Origin of the sequence: Amycolatopsis magusensis (genome assembly GCF_017875555.1) — a bacterium.
Lineage (GTDB): Bacteria > Actinomycetota > Actinomycetes > Mycobacteriales > Pseudonocardiaceae > Amycolatopsis > Amycolatopsis magusensis.
In genome coordinates, this window is record NZ_JAGGMS010000001.1 from 3,768,469 (window position 1) to 3,786,010 (window position 17,542).

The following is a 17,542-nucleotide window of genomic DNA, read 5'->3' on the forward strand; positions in this document are numbered from 1 at the left end:
CACCGATCGCTCAGGTGGTGGCGAACAAACCGAGCGTGGACCCGGGACGAATGCCATGGAGCTCGTTGCGCCAAATGGCGTAGAAGGCTGCCTCCTCTTTGGACCGCAGCTCCACGCCCTCGGCTTCGGCGACCTCCGGCGCCGCGTGCACCGCTTGCTCCAGCACGTCCTTCGCGCCCGAGCCGTCGCCGAACTGCTCCTTGCCGCGGCGCAGGATCTCCTCCGGCAGCCAGCCCTGGAAGGCGTCGCGCAGCAGCTTCTTCGCCTCGCGGCCCGGCCCGATCATCTTGTGCTCCGGCGGGATCGTCAGCGCCACGCTGATCACGTCCCGGTCCAGGAACGGCACCCGCGCCTCCATGCCGAAGGCCATCGTGGTGCGGTCGCAGCGCTGCAGGTTCAGGTGGTGCAGCTCGTTGACCGTGCGCACCAGTTCGGCCTGCAGCGCGTCGGGATCGGTGAACGGTTCCTCGTGGTAGTAGTCGTAGCCCGCGAACAGCTCGTCGGCGCCTTCACCGGTGAGCACGGCGTGCACCCGCTTCGAGGCGTACTGGGCGAGCAGCAGGTTCGGCACCGCGCTGCGCACCAGCGACGGGTCGAAGTGCTCGATCGCGCGCACGGCCTTCGGCAGCGCCGTCATCGCGTCTTCGGCGGTCATCACGATCTCGTGGTGCTCGGTGCCCAGGTGGTCGGCGACCACGCGCGCGGCGGCCAGGTCGGAGCTGCCGGGGGCGCCGATGGCGAAGGTGGGCAGCGGCTGGCGGTGGCGCAGCGCGTACTCGGCGGCGATCGCGGCGACGATGGCCGAGTCGAGCCCGCCGGAGAGGAACACGCCGATGCCGACGTCGCTCATCATCCGGTTCTCCACCGCGGTCACGATCGTTTCGCGCACCGACTTCAGCAGGCCCTCGCCCCAGACCCCGGCTTCTTCGGCGCGGTGCGCGGGCCGCAGCACGGCGGGCACGGCGTCGGCGAAGCGCACCAGGCCGCCGTTCGGGCTCCAGCAGCAGCCCGGCGGGAAGCTCTCCACCAGCGGGCGGTCGGCCTCGTCGAAGGCACGCAGCTCGCTGGCGAACAGCGTCACCTCCGGGCGGCGCACCCAGTAGAGCGGCTTCACGCCCACCGAGTCGCGGGCGACCAGGAACTGTTCGTCCTCGGTCATGAACGCGAGCGCGAACATGCCACGCAGGCGCGCCAGCCCGGCGGGGCCGTCCACGATCAGCGCGTGCAGCGCGGCTTCGCTGTCCGACCCGGTCTCGAACAGCTCGTGCCCGAGGTCCTCGCGGATGTGGCGGTGGTTGTAGATCTCGCCGTTGGCCACCAGGTAGGTGTCGTCGGGCCCGCTCATCGGCTGGGCGCCGCCCTCGACGTCCATAATGGACAGACGCTGGTGCCCGAGCCAGACCCGGCCCCGGTGGATCTCCCCGGTGTCGTCCGGGCCCCGGTGCTTGATCCGGGCGAGCATCTCCCGGCAGCGCCGGGCCTGCTCCTCGTCGATTTCACCGACCGCAGCCACGATTCCGCACACTGTGCTACCTCCCGAGGTCGGGAGTCGAGTCTAGGCGGCGGAGGGGGCCTTCGCCGGGTCCGAGCGCAGCGAACGTGACGAAACGTACAGGCTGCCGGTGAGCAGCGTGAGCCCCGACAGCACCCCGCTGACGATCGGCGTCCAGGCGACCGCCGAGGTCAGCGCCATGATCAGGCCGATGACACCGAGCGCGGTGAGCACGTAGGCCGGGACGAGGATGCTCCGCTCGTGCCAGATCGAGGCGAACGGGATGAAGTGGATGCCGACCACGAAGGCGACCCAGGCGACTCCGGTCTGTGGTGGCGCGTCGAGCAGCCGGAGCACCGCGGAACCGGCGGCGAAGAGGACCAGTTCGCCGACGACCACGAGCCAGTACTTGACGCCGAACCAGGTGGCGCCCTTCGCTTCCGCGGAGGGCGGGGCGGCGAGCCCGCGCCGCAGGGCGAGCACGCCCATGATCAGGAACGAGGCCAGTGCGAGACCGGCCAGTACGCGGACGATCAGCCCGACCGTAGGATTGAGCGGTTCGTTGGCGTTCACCATGACGAACACGGTCCCGAAAACAGCGGCGATCAGCCCACCCAGGATTGGCATGGCGCGACAGTACTCGGCGGCCGGGGGGCAAGTTAGGGTGAACGCCCAGTGACGCCTTTCGAATGCAAAGGCGAAGGGAGACGGCCATGGCAGGGAGTCCGAAGTTCGGGCGGATCGACCCCCTCTGCTGGGTCGTCGTCGTCCCGATGGTGGTCGTTTCGGTCGTTTTGATCGTGTTTGTCGGCCTTCGTGACGTCGGCATCGGCCTCGCCGTGCTCGCGGTGCTACTGCTCGTGTTCGACTCCTGGGCCAATCGGCCCAAACCCGAACTCGACGAAGACCGCGAGGAGCGAAGGCCCCCGCCCCGGGCGAAGCCGCAGGCGCCTCGCCAGCGCCCCGCGCAACAGCAGCCGCGGGCCAGGACGCCCCAGCAGCAACAACAGCGCCGCCAGCCCCAGCAGCGCCCTCGTCGCTGAGTTCGGCCGAGTGTCCGGGAAGAGATCCACTGTGCACATCTCTTGCCTCGTGGTGCAATGAACGCCGGTTCAGGTCCGGCACGTCGGCGAGGATGACGGCATGGCGAGAGTGCGCGACAAGGAAGACGCCCGGCGGCTGGCCGAGTCCGCCCGTGAGGACCGCGAGCCGGGACGGGTCCCGCGCGCGGCCGAGGTGGCGCCGCCGACGGGCGCGGGTTCGGCTGGGGTGCTCGCCGACCCCGCCGACGTGCTCGAACTCGACTACGACGAGATCATCGACGCCGAAGCCGAGCTGGCCCGGTGGCACGACGAGTTGTCGCGGCACCTGACGGAGGCGGCCAAGCTCGGGACCACCCTGCGTGACGGCTCGAGTCCGGTCACCCGCCCCATGCGCACCGCCTTCGGCCTGCGCGGCGGCAACGCGGCCGGCGGACTGCAGGCCGCGCTCCAGGGCTACCTCGCCGAGCTGACCGAGCTCCGCCGGACGATCGGCCGGGTGCGCGCCACGCACGAGCAGCACGACCAGGCCGCCGCCCAAGCCCTGCGCCCGGAGTGAGCATGGAGTACAACGAGCACCGCAAGAAGCGCTACCGCTCCGAGGGCCGCGAACCCACGGCCCGCCAGCGCGCGCGGGACCGCAAGGTGCGCCGGCAGCGGCAGCGGAACTGGCGCCAGGACGACGTTTTCGCGCCGGTCAACTGGCAGGTCTACGAGCACCGCCAGCTCTGGGACATGATCAAGTCGGCCGAGCCGGGTGCGCTGGGCGAGGTGGCGCACGACTGGGGCCGGGTGGCGAAGAACGTCGACCAGGCCACCGAGGACATCCGCCGCACGGTGCAGAAGCTGATGTACTCCTGGCGCGGGCCGTCGGCGGCGAAGGCGGCCGAGTCGGTGTCGGCGCTGACCACCTGGGCCGCGCGGGTGAGCGGGCAGGCGCACCAGGTCGGCGGCGGGCTGGACGCCTACACCTCGGCCATCGTCGAGGCGCAGCACAAGATGCCCGAGCCGGTGCACTACCACGCCGAGCGCTGGTTCCGGCAGGGTTACGACGTCAAGGCGCTGGACGGGCCGCAGGGCCTGTACATGATGGACCAGCTGCTCGACGACCACCTGCCGACCAAGAAGGAAGCCACCGAGGCCAAGGCCGAGGCGGTGCGGGTGATGCAGCAGTACGAGTCGGCCAGCAAGGGTGTCCACAGTGGACTCCCGCAGCCGTTCGACGCCGCGCCCGCCGTGGTCGTCTCGGACGCGAAGCCGACCCCGCCCGCGGTCGCCGCGCCGGGGGAAAGCCCGTCCCCCGGTGCTCCGGCCCCTGCCGTGCCCGCGGTCCCGGAAGACGGTCCGCTGGACACCAGCACGCATGCCGCGGGCCTGGTGCCCAGTGGTGGCAGCACCGCGGTGCCCGGCCCGACCGTCGGCGGCCCGGCCGTCGGCGTGGTGCCGGGAGCGGGTGCCGCCGGTGGTGTCGCCGCGGGCATGCCCGGTCCTGGCGTGGGTGGTGGTGTCGCGGGGATCCCAGGGGGACCGCGCGGCGGCGGGGTCGCGGGTGCTGGTCCCGGTCTGGCCGGTGGTGGTGCCCGCGGTGGCGGTGGCGGCCTGGGGTCCGCGTTCTACCCGCCACAGGGCCAGGGCGCCGGGCGCGAGGAGGACAAGGAGCACCGCGTGCGCTGGGCCGACGGCCTGGACCTGATGGACGACCTGCCGCCCGCCTACCCGTCCGTGCTCGGCGAATGACCGGGCACGGGGTCGATCCGGCCGAGCTGACCGCGACCGCCAACCGGCTGGACGCCGCCGCCGACGAGGTGCGGGCGGCGGCCGCCGCCCTCGGCACCGGCGCGGGCGGCGAGCTGGGCCCGGCGGGCATCACCGCCGCGGTCGACGAGCTGATCGGCACCTGGGCGGGCAGAATCAGCTCCGTGCACACCGAGCTCAGCCGGGCCGGGGCGGACGTCCGCCGCGCCCGTGACGCCTACACCGAGGGCGAAGACCAGGCCGCGCGGGAACTCCCCGATGCGGACTGACTACCGCGGCCTCGGCTTCGACCCCGCCCCCGGCAGCCCCGACGCGGTGATGGCCGCGGCCGAGCGCTGCGCCCGCGCCGCCGCCCGGCTGCCCGGCCTGCCCTCCGGCCCGGCGAGCTGGACCGGCACCGCCGCGGAAGGGTTCGGCAGGCGCCTGGCCGAGGTGCCGGGGGAGGTGACCGCGGCGGGCAAGGCGTTGCACGCGGCGGCGACCATCCTCGACGAGTGGGCGGGCACCCTGCTGGCCAACCGGCGTCGCGCGGAGCAGCTGGACCACCGGGCCCTGCGCCTCAAGCGGTCGCTGCTCACCGCGTCCGACGAGGTCGACAGCGCCACGGTGACCGCCCAGTTCAGCACCGCGCCCGGCGTCGAAGCCCAGCGCCACGCCGCGGTGGCACGGCACGAGCAGCTCACCCGCGAGCTGGAGCGCGTGCTCGAAGCCGCGCACCTGCTCGAACGCGACCACCTCGCCGAAGCCGAGCGCGTCACCGTCCGATTGCGCACAGTGGACAGTGAGGGCGCCGAGGCGGCCGCCAGGGTGCCCGGGCGCGCCGAGTTGTTCGGCGGGGTGGGCGGTGCGCTGGCCGCGCAGTCCGCGTTCGCCGCCGATCTGGCGGCCACGGTGCTGCGCCCGGCCGCGGCGCGGGCCGAGCCGGAGCTCGCGGCGGGGGCGTTCGCCGCGGCCCTGGCCCGATGAAGCTGGGTTCGGTCCCCGGGATCACCTCGGTGTCGCTGCGTTCGGTGGAGCAGACGACCACCGAACTGCGCAAGCTCCTCGCCCGCCTGCGGGAGAACGACCCGACCCTGGAAGCGGCCGCCGTGCAGGCCGCGGAACTCGCCCACGAGCAGTCCGCCGCGCTGCTCGCGCTGGTCGAGCACCCCGGTGCCGATCCGGGCATCCTGGTCGGCGGGATCGTGCCGGTCGACCGCGCGGTGACCACGGAGAACGCCGCCGAACTGCGGTACTACCTGGCCGACGCGGGCGGTCCCGGCCTCCGCGAGGTCACCCAGGCCGAGACCGCGCGTGGTTATCCGGTGGTGATCACCGAGCGCATCCTGCTCGGCGGCGCGCAGTTGCAGGCCGTGGTGCTCGATCGCGCGGGCGCGCGGGCGGCGGTGTTCACCCTGCACTCGCCGTCCGGCCGCGGCTGGCTCGACCTCGCCGCGATCGCCGGGCGGCTGGTCACCAGCGTCGATTTCACCGCGCGCGTTCCCTGAATTCACGCGGGGTTTCCCCGACCAGTTTCCGGAACGACCGGGAAAAGTGCGTCGCGTTGGTGAAACCGCAGTCACGGGAGATTTCCGCGATTCCCCGTGCCGCCTTCGCCGGATCGGCGAGCAGGGCTTTCGCCTTTTCGATGCGCATCACGCGGATGCGTTCGGATACGCCCTGGCCGTCGTCGAAGAGCTGGTAGAGCCGGCGGCGGGAAATGAACAGGGCGTCGGCGATCCGTTCCGCACTCAGCGTCGGATCGGCCAGGTGCGCCCGCATGTAGGCGACCGCCTCGCGGCGGCGCGCCTCGGCCGCGTCGGACCGGTCCAGTTCACTGCGCAACGCGCTGCGCAGCACCAGTTCGGCCAGGCCGAGCAGGTGGTGGGCCAGGCCGTGCGGGTCCAGCGCGTGCCCCGCGGCCAGCAGTTGCGCGACCGCGCCCGCGAACACCGAACGCAGCGCCGGTGCCACCTCGACCGGCTGGAACATCAGCGGCCGCAGTTCGGCGAACCCGATGGTCAGCCGCGCTTCGGGCACGGTCAGCAGCACCACGCCGCCGGGCTGGGTCTGGAGCGAGCAGTCACCGAAGCTGAACGCGGCGGCCTGCGGCACCGGGCAGCCCAGCAGCAACTGGATCCGCTCCGGTGCGGACTGGGCGCCGGTGAGCGCGGCTTTCACCGCGTCGGCGCCCGAAGCCCGCACGATGAGCAGTCCGCCCGCTAGTTCTTGGCGCATGCTGGGTGATCACCGCGTTTCGTGCCGCTATTCTGCCTACGGTAAACGAGAGAGGACCGGAAATGGCGCGGCGCACGTCGACCACCAGTGGCGTGGTGCTGTCCCACCTGGAGTTCGACCTGCTGTGGGAGGACCTCGCCGACGGCGAACCGCCCTATCCGCTGGAAGTCCCCTCGCACGGCGCGACCCTGCCCGAGCGCGACGCGCTGGGCAGCGAGGTCTTCGCCGGGCTGGAGGAGGCCGGGCTGGTGCGCGGCGAGGACCTCGACGCCGGCTTGGAGCGCATGTTCGAGGTGCTCGACCGGCCGCTGGCTTCGGTCGACGCGCTGATCTTCGGCGCGCAGTCGCTGCGCATGCTGGCCGCCGGGGACGGTGAGCAGGCGGTGCTGGCCGTGCTCGACGAACGCGAGGTGGCGCTGGAGCCGCTGGCGATGAGCCACCTGACCACGGCGATCGCGAACGTCATCGGCGAACTCCCGGCGGGTCCGGGGGAGCCGGTCCGCGTGCCGCGCACCGCGTTCTCCGCCGCCATGGACGCCTACGCCCGCACCGGTTACGACGGCTTCGAGCGCGCGCTGGCCGACGCGGGCGTCACCGGCCGCGCGGTCCGGGCGTTCGCCACCATCACCGGGTCCGGGCGCACCGCCGCCGGGCAGGTCGCCGCGAACGGCCGTGGCGGCCGCTCGCCCATCCTGAGCTGGTACGACACCGAAGCCGGGCGGTACGCGGTCACCGTGGAGACGGTCAACGGCGAGCGACTGGCCACGCTGACCCCGGCCGACGGCACCTGGATGGCCCGGCGGCTGGCCGGACTGCTGGACGCCGTTCACCGCTGACCCGCCGATGCCACCAGCTCGGTGAACCAGCGCTGGTGCACGTCCCAGCCGCGGGCCGACGGTCCGGCGAGGGTGAGCAGCAGCATCCGGTTGCTCCCCGGCTCCACCAGAAAACCTTGCAACTGCAAGGTGAGCCGCTCCCCGGTGCGCCCCTGCTCGACGCCGGGCACGCGCTGCGTCAGCACGGCCGGGCCGAGTTCGGTGTCCAGCGCCCTGGTCTCCCGCACGTCCGGCCCGCCGACGTCCTCAATCGCGTCCCGCAGTGCCTCGGCGCCGGTGACGTCCCAGCCGTCCGGCACCTCCATCGCGACCAGCGTGAGCACGGCCGGATCGGCGCCCTCGGGGGCGACCAGCGCCAGTTCGAACGCCCCGCCCTCGATCGCCGTCTCGACGACCTCGGCCGCCATCGGTTCCAGCACCCCCGCCGGGTCGTGGCGCAGCCCGCCGAGCACCTCGGTGAGCTCGCGGATCGCCCGGTCCGCGTCGGTCAGCGCGATCCGGCGGGCACCGGCCGGGAAGGCGAGGCGCATCACTTGGCGATCTCCTTGGTGCCGTTGGTGATGATCCGTTCGACCCGGTCGGCGGACGGGTCCGCGGCGAACGTGAGGCCTTCCCGGAAGAGGGCTGCCTCCGGGGGGAGCTTCCCACCGGATCCACCGAGTTTTTCGTAGCTTTCGTAGGCGTCGAACGGGCTGCGCAGCCCCGCCGCGACCGCCTCGCGGCTCGCCTGGTCACGGGCGAGTTCGCGCAGTTCGCCGTTCTTGAGGTCACCGGCCCGGTCGCCCGCCAGCTCGCGGCCCCTGGCCAGTTCGTCGCGGCTGGCCTTGTGCGCCAGCGCGTCCCGCAGGGTCGGCGTGCCCTGGCTGTGCCTGCGGATGGCTTTGACGTCGTTGGCGGTCTTGACGAAGCTGTTCTCGCCGAAGCCCTTCCTCGCCCCGTTCAGCGCGCCACCTCGGCGGAGCCCTCGAACCGCCGACGTGGCCGTACGGACCGGGACCACGCCGAGCGCGAGCGTGCCCCAGCTGGGTGCGTTGGTCGAGCCCGCCGCCTTCTGCCCGAGCCCGGCCAGGGTGTTCACGCCGGCGGCACCCGCCGCGAGGGTGCCCGCCCCGGCGGCGAGCGGCTGTCCACCCGGGACCACGGCCGCCACTGCCGCGACCGTCCCGCTCCACTTGGCGACCTCACCCGAAGCCACCGAGATCCCGTCGAGCAACTGCACGCCGAATCCGTCGTTCTCCGGCTCGAAGGCGTCACCGGGACCGCCGCGGATCGCCGACGCGGCGGCGTTCGCCTCGCGTTCGTGCTTGGCCTGCAACCGTTGCGCCTGCTCGAGGATCGCGCGCAGCCGGGCTTCCTGCTCGTCGTCGACCTTCCCACCCGCGGCGGACAGGACCGCCTTCGCGCGGTTCTCCAGGTCCTGCGCCTTGTTCTGGTTGGCCACGAGTTGCCCGATCCAGGTGTTCAGCGCTTCGCCGACGGCCTGCACGGCGGTCATCCCGGTACTCAGCGCCTGGGGCAGGTCGTCACCGTGGTCGCTGAACTCCTCGGCGGCGTCCCCGCCCCATTCGCTGTCGTCGGTGATCCGCACGGCTTCGAGCAGCCGCTTCGAGCACTCCGCCATCTGGTTGTGCGCACTGGCCATGGCTTCCAGCACCGCGGCGACGGCGAACCGGTCTCCGGGAGCAGGGTCGAAACCGAGGGTCGGATAGGTCGTCATGGCGCGACCACCGTGCCGAAGACCTGCCGGAACGATTCGGTGCTGGTGGCTTCGCAGGTCTCGTACCCGTCGACCGCGTCCGCCACGTTCCCGGCGATCTTGTCGATCTTCGCGGTCATCTCGGCGAGCCCGTCACGCCACTCCTGGGCCACCTCGGTGACCGCGGCGTTGAGGTCGCCCGGCCCGAGGTCGCCACCCGCACTGTCCAAAGCGGACGCCGCGGCGGTGACCGCGCCGGCGACCGCCCGCAGTTCCCCGACGCGGGCGGCGAGGCTGGTGGTGTTCACCGTGTAGCCGTCAGGCATGGTCGATCCCTTCGAGGTCGAAACCGCCGAGCCCGGTCAGGCAGGCCACGCCGTCGATCAGCGCGGCGGCGGTGGCGGTGGCGGCGAGCCGGCGGACGAGCGCCGCCAGTTCGGCAGGGGACAGCGTCATCGCGGCGCGCCCGAGTTCCAGGCCGACCAGCTTGCCGTTGTGGTCCACGGTCACCGTGGCACCACCGTCGGCGGCCGACTGCCGGATCGCCGCCAGGTCGGCGGTCTTCGACTCCATCAGACCCTCCACGTGTCCGGGGTGGTGTTCTCGGCGAGTTCGGTGTCCCCGCCGATGCCGAGCGCGGTCAGCTCCGCCTCGCCCAGCCCGAACTCGTGGCGCACGCGCTGGTCGGCGCGTGCGGTGGCGGTTTCGACCAGCCGCAGCACGGCTTCGGCCAGCCGTTCGCCGGACAGCCGCAGCGAGCGCTGGTCGAAGGTGAGGTCCTGCAGGCTGCCGCCGGGTGCGACCTCGACGGTGATCCCGGCGTCCGCGTCGCGCGCGGTCCCGGTGATCACGGGTGCACCCCGCCGTAGAAGGTGGCCGGACTCAGCTTGTGCGTGTTGCGGCGGACCTGGTCGCCGGAGTTGCCCTCGATCAGCGTGACGGTGTTGCCGTCGACCTTCTCCACGATGCCGATGTGCGTGCTGGTCGACGGGCTGCCCGGCCCGGTGCCGAACAGCAGCACATCACCGGGTTTGGCCTTGTCCAGCTGGTTGCGGCCGTACGACTTGCCGTGCTCCTGGCCCCAGCGGTAGACGTCGCCGGTGAAGGGCAGGATCGGGATCTTCACGCCCGCCTTGCGCCACATCGCGGTCGCGAAGGAGGAACACCAGGCCGCGGTCGGGCCGTACGGGTTGCGGTTGCTGCCCGGCGGGTTCTCGCGGGTGCCGAGTTCCTTGCGGGCGGCGGAGATGATGGTGCGTGCCTTGCCGTTGCCCTGGTGCTCGGCGTCGGCGGGCTTGGTGGCGCGCTCGTGGCCGAGGTCGTGGATGCCGTCGTGCTCGATCTCCTTTTCGAGCGCGCGCAGCTTCTTGGCCGCCTCCTCCATTTCGCGATGGACGCGGCGGAGGTTGGTGACGGATTCCTTGGTGTAGTGGGGAACGAGATCGGCGACCCCGGCGACCGCCTTCTGCAGCGCAGCCGGTGATCCGGCGCCGCTGACGGCGAATCCGGCATCGAGCAGCCGGGTGGCCTTGGTCAGGTACTCGTCGATCAGCCGCTGCGCCGCGGTGTGCCCGCCGGACAACGCGGCGCTCACCTCGGAAACCACCCGCTCGGCCTGCCTGCCGGCGGAACCGGTGACCTTGAGCCGGCGGTCGAGCCGGTCGGACTGCCTCTCGAACCCGCGCTCGCCTTCGCCCTTCCAGTGGCTGAGCACGTTCTCGGCGGCCTTGGCGTGCGCGTCGCGGTGCTCGTCGAGCGCGCCGGCGGTCTGGTGCAGGGAGAACTGCGCGCGGACCGCGTCCTCGGCCTTGCCGGCGAGCTTGTTGCGGTGGGAGAAGAGGTCGGGGGCGAGTTGCTTCGCCAGTTGCCGGGTGTCCACTAGGGAGCCTTCCTGCCGAGGCGGCGCGCGGTGTCGTCTTCTTGGTCGCGGTAGGCCTTGGCGGCCCTGGCCGTCCGGTCGGCGAGTGCGTCCGCGCCTGCCGAGATGCCGCGGACCTGGCGGTGCAGGGCGGCGGAGAACCCGTCGAGCGCGGCGGCGAAGCCGGACTCCTTGCCGATCAGGCCGAAGCTGCCGTCGGCGATCTCGCGGACGCCGCGCAGGTGTTCCCTGCCCGCGGTGGCGAGTTCGCCGGAGAGCCGCCTGGTGCGCTTGACGTACCCGGCGACCAGTTCGGGGTCGACGGTGTAGCCGGGACCCCCGCCCGATGAGCCGCCACCCGGCTTGGCACGGGTCGCCCGGCGCGCGTCGTCGAGGTACTTCTTGTAGGCGCCGTTGGTGTAGGTCGACCAGGGGGTGAACGACCTGCCGTCGCCGGAGATCCTGTTGGCCGCGCGGGCGTTGACCTCGGGATCGAACAGTTCGGCGTTCGAGTCGAGGCCGAACTGCCTGCGCCGCTCCGGCCCCAGCGCGCCGAGCATGTTGATCTGCCAGAGCCCGTAGGAGTTGTCGGGCGGGGTGCTGTTGTGCGCCCTGGGGTCACCCCCGGACTCGGCCAGCGCGACGGCGACCGCCGTGGTCAGCCCGTCGCCGCTGAACCCGGCCTCCCGTGCGTGCCGGGCGATCTGCTCGGCGCTCAACTTGCTCATGCGCCGATCTTGAGCCGCCACGCGCGTACGGGGGTAACGCCGCTGCACACCCGGTCCACTCTGCTGCACGCCGGGAACATCCGGCCGGGGTGGCGGTCACCCGGCGCCGGCGACTGTGCTGATTGCTATGAGTGGGGCATTACTTGCGTTGATTGCAAGTAATGCCCCACTCATAGCATTCGCCACCGGCCGGATGGAGTCACATTCGTGGTACATCGGGGGCGGCGAGGATGTCGCGGATGATCGAGGCGGCCGCGCCCCGGACGGCGGCGCCGGTGCCCAGTGGCGAACGCACCAGGTGGATCGGGGACCACGCGGAACTGGCCACCCGCTGCTCCAGTTCGGCCAGCAGCGGTTCCCGCAGCCACGGCTCCAGCCGCGCGTAGGTGCCGCCGAGCACCACCGCCGGCACGTCCACCAGGTTGACCACAGTGGACAGTCCAATCCCGAGCCAGCGGGCGGCCTCGCGGACCGCCGAGACCGCGACGGGAGCGCCGTCCTCCAGCAGTCGCACCAGGTCGTCGACCGAATCGGCGCCGGACAGGCGCAGGATCTCCTCCTGCCCGGCCATCCGCTCCAAGCACCCGTGCGCGCCGCAGGAACACCGCGGGCCCTGCGGGTTCACCGGCAGGTGGCCGATCTCGCCGCCCAGCCCGCGCACGCCTTCGAACAACGACCGCCCGAGCACCAGGCCCGCGCCGATGCCGATCTCCCCGGAGACGTGCACGAAGTCGGGCAGGCCCGTGCCGTGCCAGAGTTCGGCGAGCGCGGCGAAGTTCGCCTCGTTGCCGACCGAGAACGTCCCGCCGAGCTCCGCGGCCAGGTCGACATCGCGCCACCCGAGGTTCGGCGCCAGCCGCACCACCCCGGTCGACGACTCGACCAGGCCGGGCACGGCGATCCCCACACCGCCCACCGGCACGCCCAGCGCCTCGGCCTCCTTCATCGCCGCACGCAGGAACTCCCCGGCCCGCTCGAACACCTCCGGCGTCCGGTTGTCGGCCAACCGGACCTGCTCCGCCCGCACCTCGCCGGTCAGGTCGACCAGGCAGTACGCCAGGTAGTCCACGCCCACCTCGATGCCGAGCCCGTGCGGCCCGGTGGGGGACAGCGACACCACCGTGCCGCGCCTGCCGGGTCCGTTGCGGCGTTCCGGCTCACCCTCGGCGACCAGGTCGGCGGCGATCAGCCGGTCCACCACGGTGGACACGGTCGCCTTGGTCAGCCCGGTCGCCGCGGCCAGCCCGGCGCGCGAGACCCCGGGTCCGTCGGCGATCGCGCGCAGCACGAGGGCGGAGTTGTGCCGGCGCACGGTGTGTTGTCCGGCTGGCTCGATCATCGGCCGATTGTATTCGTTCGATGCCTGAACGAAAGGCTTGACCGGACCTCGGGACGCGGATAAGTTCAGGCATCAAACTTATTCATGGAGGCGTGATGACGCAGGCACCGACGCGCGAGGACAAGTTCAGCTTCGGGCTGTGGACCGTGGGCTGGCAGGCGAACGACATGTTCGGCCCGGCGAGCCGCGGGCCGCTGGACGCGGTCGAGGCCGTGCACCGCCTGTCCGACCTCGGCGCCTGGGGTATCACCTTCCACGACGACGACCTGATCCCGTTCGGCTCGGCCGACGACGAGCGCGAGCGCCACCTCAAGCGCTTCCGCGCGGCACTGGCCGAGACCGGCCTGGTGGTGCCGATGGTCACCACCAACCTGTTCAGCCACCCGGTGTTCAAGGACGGCGGCCTGACCAGCAACGACCGCGCGGTCCGCCGGTACGCGCTGCGCAAGACCATGCGCAACATGGAGCTGGCCGCCGAACTCGGCGCGTCCACCTTCGTGCTCTGGGGTGGCCGCGAAGGCGCCGAGACCGACGCCTCGAAGGACATCAACGCGGCGATGGACCGCTACCGCGAGGGCATCGACTTCCTCGCCCAGTACGTCCTCGACCAGGGCCTCGGCCTGCGCCTCGCGCTCGAGCCGAAGCCGAACGAGCCGCGCGGTGACATCCTGCTGCCCACCGTCGGCCACGCGCTGGCGTTCATCTCCACCCTGCAGAACCACGAGATCGTCGGCGTCAACCCGGAGGTCGGCCACGAGCAGATGGCCGGGCTCAACGTGGTGCAGAGCATCGGCCAGGCGCTGTGGCAGGGCAAGCTGTTCCACATCGACCTCAACGGCCAGCGCGGGCCGCGGTACGACCAGGACCTCGTCTTCGGCCACGGTGACGTGCTGTCCTCGTTCTTCCTGGTCGACCTGCTCGAGCACGGCGGCTACGAGGGCCCCCGCCACTTCGACTACAAGCCGCTGCGCACCGAGAACATGGACGGCGTGTGGGAGAGCGCGGCCGCGAACATGCGCAGCTACCTGATCTTCGCCGAGCGTTCGCGTGCCTTCCGCGCCGATCCCGAGGTGCAGGAGGCGCTGGCCGCCTCGCTGGTGCCGGAGCTGGCCGTGCCCACGCTGAACGCCGGGGAGACCGCCGCCGACCTGCTCGCCGACCGGTCCGCCTTCGAGGACTTCGACCCGGACAAGGCCGGCGAGCGCGGCTACGGCTTCGTCCGCCTCGCCCAGCTGGCGCTCGACCACCTCACCGGGGCTCGCTGAAAGATCAATTAGGGTACGGGGATGCGTTCACCGGACGAACTCGCTGCCCGTACCGATCGTGCGTCCCGCGCCGCCACCGAGGCGGCGCGGGAACTCGGGCTCACGGTGACCGCGCCCAGGACCATCTACGACGTGTTCTCCGTGGTGGTCGCCTTGGACCCGGCGCCGGTGATCGCCCGCGTGCCCACGGTCCTGCCGCGCTCGGTCACCCCTGCGCAGCAGGAACGCTTCCAGCGCAACGAACTCGCCGTCACCCGGTGGCTCGCCGAGCGCGGTGAACCCACCGTGGTGCCGAGTCCGCTGGTGCCCGCCGAGCCGGTGCGCCGCGACGGGTTCGGCATCACCTTCTGGGAACTGATCGAGGGCGTGACCGAGCCCGCGCTGGAAACGGGTCCGCGGCTCGCCCTCACCGCCCGCCTGCATTCGCTGCTGCGTGAGTACCCCGGTGAACTGCGTTTCCTGGAGCCGATGGACGGCTTCATGGACGACGCGCTGGCGCAACTGGCGGACCGTCCCGACCTGCTGGCGCCCGAGGACCTGGACCGCGCGCGCCGGGAATGGGCGATCGTCGAACCGGTCATCGCCTCCGAGGACGCCTTCCTGGCCGAGTTCCCGGACGCCACGATCCAGCCCGTGCACGGAGACGCGCCCTATTACAACCTGATCGAAACACCCGGCCGGGTGTACTTCTCCGACTTCGAGCACGTCACCCGCGCACCGGTGGAATGGGACCTCGTCTCGATCGGGGACGAGGGCGTCGCCGCCTACGACGCCGAGGCCGCCCGGCTCGGGCTGCGGCCGGTGGACCCGCGGGTGCTGCGGTTCATGGAATCCGTGCGCAACCTGCAGGTCGTCGGCTGCCTGGCGCTGGCACCGGAACTGCCGCTGCTGGTCGAGGGCCTGAAGCCGGTGCTGGAGCACTGGCGGGCCACCGAACCGGCCGGTGGGCTCGGAAAATAGGTTTCGCCGCCGCGGCGGCGCTGCCAGGGTGTGCCCCATGAGCGAGCGCGTCCTGGTGAACTTCTTCTACGCCCCCTCGATCGGGCACGCGGTGGAAGCGTTGTACTACGCCAACGGGCACCACGCGGCCCGGCCCGGCCGGGAGATCACCGTGGCGCTGAACGCGGCCACCGCGGTGGAGTTCGCCGACTTCTGCCCGTTCGTCTCGGCCAGGTACGCGATGGATCATTCCTTTGTGGAGCCGTGCGCGGACTCCGCCGGCCGGCTGGCGGTGCTGCCGCGCGAATGGGACTACGTCATCGAGGACGGCAGGCGGTACCAGGACTTCCAGCTCGAGATGTTCCCCGGCATGCGCGACTACTACGCCGCCGCCGACGAACACCTGATCGCGCGGGAGAAGCGCACCTTCACCTGCGACCGCCGCGTCGGGTACCTGCCCCGGCAGCACCTGCGCTTCGAACTGCCGGAGAGCGTCCGCCGCGAGCACCGGCCACGGATCGCCGTGCTGCCGGGCGGTTCCGGCGATCCGGCGCTGTACCCGTCGGCCGGCTCGTGGCTGCTCATCCTGGACGCGCTGCACGAGGCGTACCCCGAAGCCGAGATCGTGCTGCTGGGCAAGCTCGGCCAGGACGGGCGGACCACCACGACGCTGGGAGAAAGCGGTTTCCGGCAGCTGCTCGGGCACCGGTCACGCCCGGTGAGCGCGCTCGATGTCCCGCTGGCCGAACAACTGGCCCTGGTCCAAGCGAGTGATGTTTTCCTGTCGCCGCACACCGGGTTCGGTCTCGCCGTGCTCGCCACCGGGACGCCGTGGCTGACCCTCTCCGGCGGCCGCTGGTTCGAGTACTTCTTCAACGGCGTGCCGTTCCGCTCGATCATCCCGGACACCGGGCGTTTCCCCAGCTTCAGCCAGTTCGACCCGGCGCTGGTGTTCGAGGACGAGGACGGGCCGCGCACCCCGTCGATGAGCCGTGCGCGCATCGAAGCCGACCTCGGCCGCATCGTCACCGCCGCGGGGGAACTGGCCGCCGGACAGGTGAGCTACGAGCAAGCGCTGCGTGACTACTTCCCGGCGTTGCTGGCCGCGCACGGCGGGGACGCGTCCGGGATCTGGTCCATCGACGGGGTGCACCTGGACTACCTCTGTTAGTCTCCCGACGCTTGGGAGCGCTCCCAAGCGTCATCCAGAGACGAGGAGCGACGATGCGCTCGTTGATCGGGAAAGCGCTTACCGCGACCGCCCTGTTCGCCGCGCTGCTGCCCGCCCTGCCCGCGGCGTCGGCCGGGCCCCAGGCCGACTGCGGCACCGGCTCGTTCAACGCGGAGGCGGTGAACAACGGTGGTACGTGGACGGTTCGCAACGGTGGCAACACCGTCTACACCGGAACCAGCCTGCTTTCGGCGTTGCAGTCGGCCGCGGGCAGCCTCAGCGCGGGACGCACCTGGAAGGAGCGGATCGTGGTCCGGGGCTCCGGTTCGATGAGCGCGGGCAGCCGGTTCTCCCTGCCCAGCTACACCGTGCTGGACGTGTGCGGCACGATCAACGTGACCGGCTCGGGTTCCGGTGACCAGGCGCCGGTCTACGCCAGGAACGTGCGGGACATCGAGGTGCAGCACCTGAACCTGACCGGGTCACCGCTGTACGGCATCTTCATCCGCAACGCCGAGAACGTCACGCTCGGCCAGCTGGACATGCGCTTGTCCAGTGGTCTCGGCGTCCGCATCGACAACCGCGGCGACACCTCGAAGTGGACGAGGAACGTGCGCCTCGACTACGCCTACATCCAGGGTTCGAGCACCCACGGGGTGGAGACGTACGGGGTGGACGGGCTGACCGTCGGCACCGTGGTCGCCCGCGACACCGGCGGTTCGGGCCTGCTGCTGAACGAAACGATCAACGCGACGGTGACCAAGGTCGACGGCAGCGGCGCGGGCACCGGCACCGGGTACGCGGCCTTCCGCACGGCCAACCGCAACGGGCGCATCGGCAACTCGTACCCGGTCAACATCCGCGTCGGCGAAGTGATCGCGCGCGGTGGCGGGCGCGGGGTGTTCTGCGTGTCGGAAAGCGGCGGCATGGTGATCGACCGGCTGGACATCGCGCAGACCGGCGGCAACGCGATCCTGCTGGAGAACTGCTACAACGTGAACCTGGCCGCGCAGAGCGGGAAGGTCGCCGGCCCCGGTGACATCCGGCTCGCCTCGCGCGCGGAGTTCCCGGTGACCTCGGACGTCACGGTGCGGAACCTGACCGTGACGAACTCGGCGATCACCGAGAACCCGTGCGGCAACAACACGAACTTCGTGAACAACACGCTGGTGAACAGCCCGCAGAACGTCTGCTGAGCCGGACCGG

Annotated in this window: 22 protein-coding genes; 11 read left to right on the forward strand and 11 right to left on the reverse strand. The window is 71.7% G+C overall.

Features of this window, described 5'->3' with window-relative positions; translation table 11 throughout:
- Positions 1-10: 10 nt before the first annotated feature.
- Both asnB and JOM49_RS16725 read right to left on the reverse strand, forming a co-directional pair.
- A complete protein-coding gene (asnB, locus tag JOM49_RS16720) occupies positions 11-1,513 on the reverse strand; it encodes an asparagine synthase (glutamine-hydrolyzing) (RefSeq protein ID WP_308158764.1) in 1,503 nt (500 codons plus the stop codon).
- 42 nt (positions 1,514-1,555) lie between these two features.
- A complete protein-coding gene (locus JOM49_RS16725; RefSeq protein WP_209665201.1) occupies positions 1,556-2,119 on the reverse strand; it encodes a hypothetical protein in 564 nt (187 codons plus the stop codon).
- An 86-nt stretch (positions 2,120-2,205) separates the two neighbouring features.
- Between JOM49_RS16725 and JOM49_RS16730 the strand changes: the two genes are divergently transcribed.
- The 6 genes from JOM49_RS16730 (at position 2,206) to JOM49_RS16755 (ending at position 5,774) form a co-directional block, all read left to right on the forward strand.
- Positions 2,206-2,535 carry a hypothetical protein gene (locus JOM49_RS16730; RefSeq protein WP_209665202.1) on the forward strand — a complete coding sequence of 110 codons (330 nt, stop codon included), beginning with the start codon at positions 2,206-2,208 and terminating at the stop codon, positions 2,533-2,535.
- 100 nt (positions 2,536-2,635) lie between these two features.
- A complete protein-coding gene (locus JOM49_RS16735; RefSeq protein WP_209665203.1) occupies positions 2,636-3,091 on the forward strand; it encodes a hypothetical protein in 456 nt (151 codons plus the stop codon).
- 2 nt (positions 3,092-3,093) lie between these two features.
- Positions 3,094-4,269, forward strand: a complete 1,176-nt coding sequence (locus JOM49_RS16740) for a WXG100 family type VII secretion target (protein ID WP_209665204.1) — start codon at positions 3,094-3,096, stop codon at positions 4,267-4,269.
- Positions 4,266-4,556 (forward strand): type VII secretion target, encoded by a 291-nt coding sequence (locus JOM49_RS16745; protein WP_209665205.1) that lies wholly within the window; start codon positions 4,266-4,268, stop codon positions 4,554-4,556. The genes JOM49_RS16740 and JOM49_RS16745 overlap by 4 nt, the downstream gene beginning before the upstream one ends.
- Positions 4,546-5,253: a hypothetical protein gene (locus tag JOM49_RS16750; RefSeq protein WP_209665206.1), complete on the forward strand. Its 708-nt coding sequence runs from the start codon at positions 4,546-4,548 to the stop codon at positions 5,251-5,253. Before JOM49_RS16745 ends, JOM49_RS16750 begins: the two co-directional genes overlap by 11 nt.
- Positions 5,250-5,774: a hypothetical protein gene (locus JOM49_RS16755; RefSeq protein WP_209665207.1), complete on the forward strand. Its 525-nt coding sequence runs from the start codon at positions 5,250-5,252 to the stop codon at positions 5,772-5,774. Before JOM49_RS16750 ends, JOM49_RS16755 begins: the two co-directional genes overlap by 4 nt.
- Here the strand turns inward: JOM49_RS16755 and JOM49_RS16760 are convergent.
- Positions 5,755-6,504, reverse strand: coding sequence for a helix-turn-helix transcriptional regulator (locus tag JOM49_RS16760; RefSeq protein WP_209665208.1), 750 nt, complete (start codon positions 6,502-6,504; stop codon positions 5,755-5,757). The two genes, JOM49_RS16755 and JOM49_RS16760, sit on opposite strands and share 20 nt — an antisense overlap.
- 62 nt (positions 6,505-6,566) lie before the next feature.
- Between JOM49_RS16760 and JOM49_RS16765 the strand changes: the two genes are divergently transcribed.
- The gene (locus tag JOM49_RS16765) at positions 6,567-7,340 is read left to right on the forward strand and encodes an ESX secretion-associated protein EspG (protein WP_209665209.1); all 774 of its coding nucleotides are present in this window, start codon (positions 6,567-6,569) and stop codon (positions 7,338-7,340) included.
- On the opposite strand, the gene JOM49_RS16770 is transcribed toward JOM49_RS16765, so the two are convergent.
- From JOM49_RS16770 to JOM49_RS16805, 8 genes are all read right to left on the reverse strand, one after another.
- A complete protein-coding gene (locus tag JOM49_RS16770; RefSeq protein WP_209665210.1) occupies positions 7,331-7,870 on the reverse strand; it encodes a hypothetical protein in 540 nt (179 codons plus the stop codon). The genes JOM49_RS16765 and JOM49_RS16770 overlap by 10 nt on opposite strands.
- Positions 7,870-9,057 (reverse strand): hypothetical protein, encoded by a 1,188-nt coding sequence (locus tag JOM49_RS16775; protein ID WP_209665211.1) that lies wholly within the window; start codon positions 9,055-9,057, stop codon positions 7,870-7,872. The genes JOM49_RS16770 and JOM49_RS16775 overlap by 1 nt, the downstream gene beginning before the upstream one ends.
- The gene (locus JOM49_RS16780; RefSeq protein ID WP_209665212.1) at positions 9,054-9,362 is read right to left on the reverse strand and encodes a DUF6317 family protein; all 309 of its coding nucleotides are present in this window, start codon (positions 9,360-9,362) and stop codon (positions 9,054-9,056) included. Before JOM49_RS16780 ends, JOM49_RS16775 begins: the two co-directional genes overlap by 4 nt.
- Positions 9,355-9,609 carry a hypothetical protein gene (locus JOM49_RS16785; RefSeq protein WP_209665213.1) on the reverse strand — a complete coding sequence of 85 codons (255 nt, stop codon included), beginning with the start codon at positions 9,607-9,609 and terminating at the stop codon, positions 9,355-9,357. The genes JOM49_RS16780 and JOM49_RS16785 overlap by 8 nt, the downstream gene beginning before the upstream one ends.
- Positions 9,609-9,887, reverse strand: coding sequence for a YbaB/EbfC family DNA-binding protein (locus JOM49_RS16790; RefSeq protein WP_209665214.1), 279 nt, complete (start codon positions 9,885-9,887; stop codon positions 9,609-9,611). Before JOM49_RS16790 ends, JOM49_RS16785 begins: the two co-directional genes overlap by 1 nt.
- Positions 9,884-10,915, reverse strand: a complete 1,032-nt coding sequence (locus JOM49_RS16795; RefSeq protein ID WP_209665215.1) for a CHAP domain-containing protein — start codon at positions 10,913-10,915, stop codon at positions 9,884-9,886. The genes JOM49_RS16790 and JOM49_RS16795 overlap by 4 nt, the downstream gene beginning before the upstream one ends.
- Positions 10,915-11,622 (reverse strand): type VII secretion target, encoded by a 708-nt coding sequence (locus JOM49_RS16800; protein ID WP_209665216.1) that lies wholly within the window; start codon positions 11,620-11,622, stop codon positions 10,915-10,917. The genes JOM49_RS16795 and JOM49_RS16800 overlap by 1 nt, the downstream gene beginning before the upstream one ends.
- A gap of 199 nt (positions 11,623-11,821) precedes the next feature.
- Positions 11,822-12,961 carry an ROK family transcriptional regulator gene (locus tag JOM49_RS16805; protein ID WP_209665217.1) on the reverse strand — a complete coding sequence of 380 codons (1,140 nt, stop codon included), beginning with the start codon at positions 12,959-12,961 and terminating at the stop codon, positions 11,822-11,824.
- Between the two features lie 95 nt (positions 12,962-13,056).
- On the opposite strand from JOM49_RS16805, the gene xylA reads away from it, so the two are divergent.
- From xylA to JOM49_RS16825, 4 genes are read left to right on the forward strand one after another with little or no spacing between them, the layout of a single operon-like run.
- Positions 13,057-14,226, forward strand: a complete 1,170-nt coding sequence (xylA, locus tag JOM49_RS16810; RefSeq protein WP_209665218.1) for a xylose isomerase — start codon at positions 13,057-13,059, stop codon at positions 14,224-14,226.
- Between the two features lie 21 nt (positions 14,227-14,247).
- On the forward strand, positions 14,248-15,186 hold the full coding sequence (locus JOM49_RS16815; protein ID WP_209665219.1) for an aminoglycoside phosphotransferase/kinase family protein: 939 nt from the start codon (positions 14,248-14,250) through the stop codon (positions 15,184-15,186).
- A 37-nt stretch (positions 15,187-15,223) separates the two neighbouring features.
- Positions 15,224-16,336: a hypothetical protein gene (locus JOM49_RS16820; protein ID WP_209665220.1), complete on the forward strand. Its 1,113-nt coding sequence runs from the start codon at positions 15,224-15,226 to the stop codon at positions 16,334-16,336.
- A gap of 53 nt (positions 16,337-16,389) precedes the next feature.
- Entirely contained in the window at positions 16,390-17,532 is a 1,143-nt protein-coding gene (locus JOM49_RS16825; protein ID WP_209665221.1) for a hypothetical protein, read from the forward strand.
- The last annotated feature ends 10 nt before the right edge of the window (positions 17,533-17,542 follow it).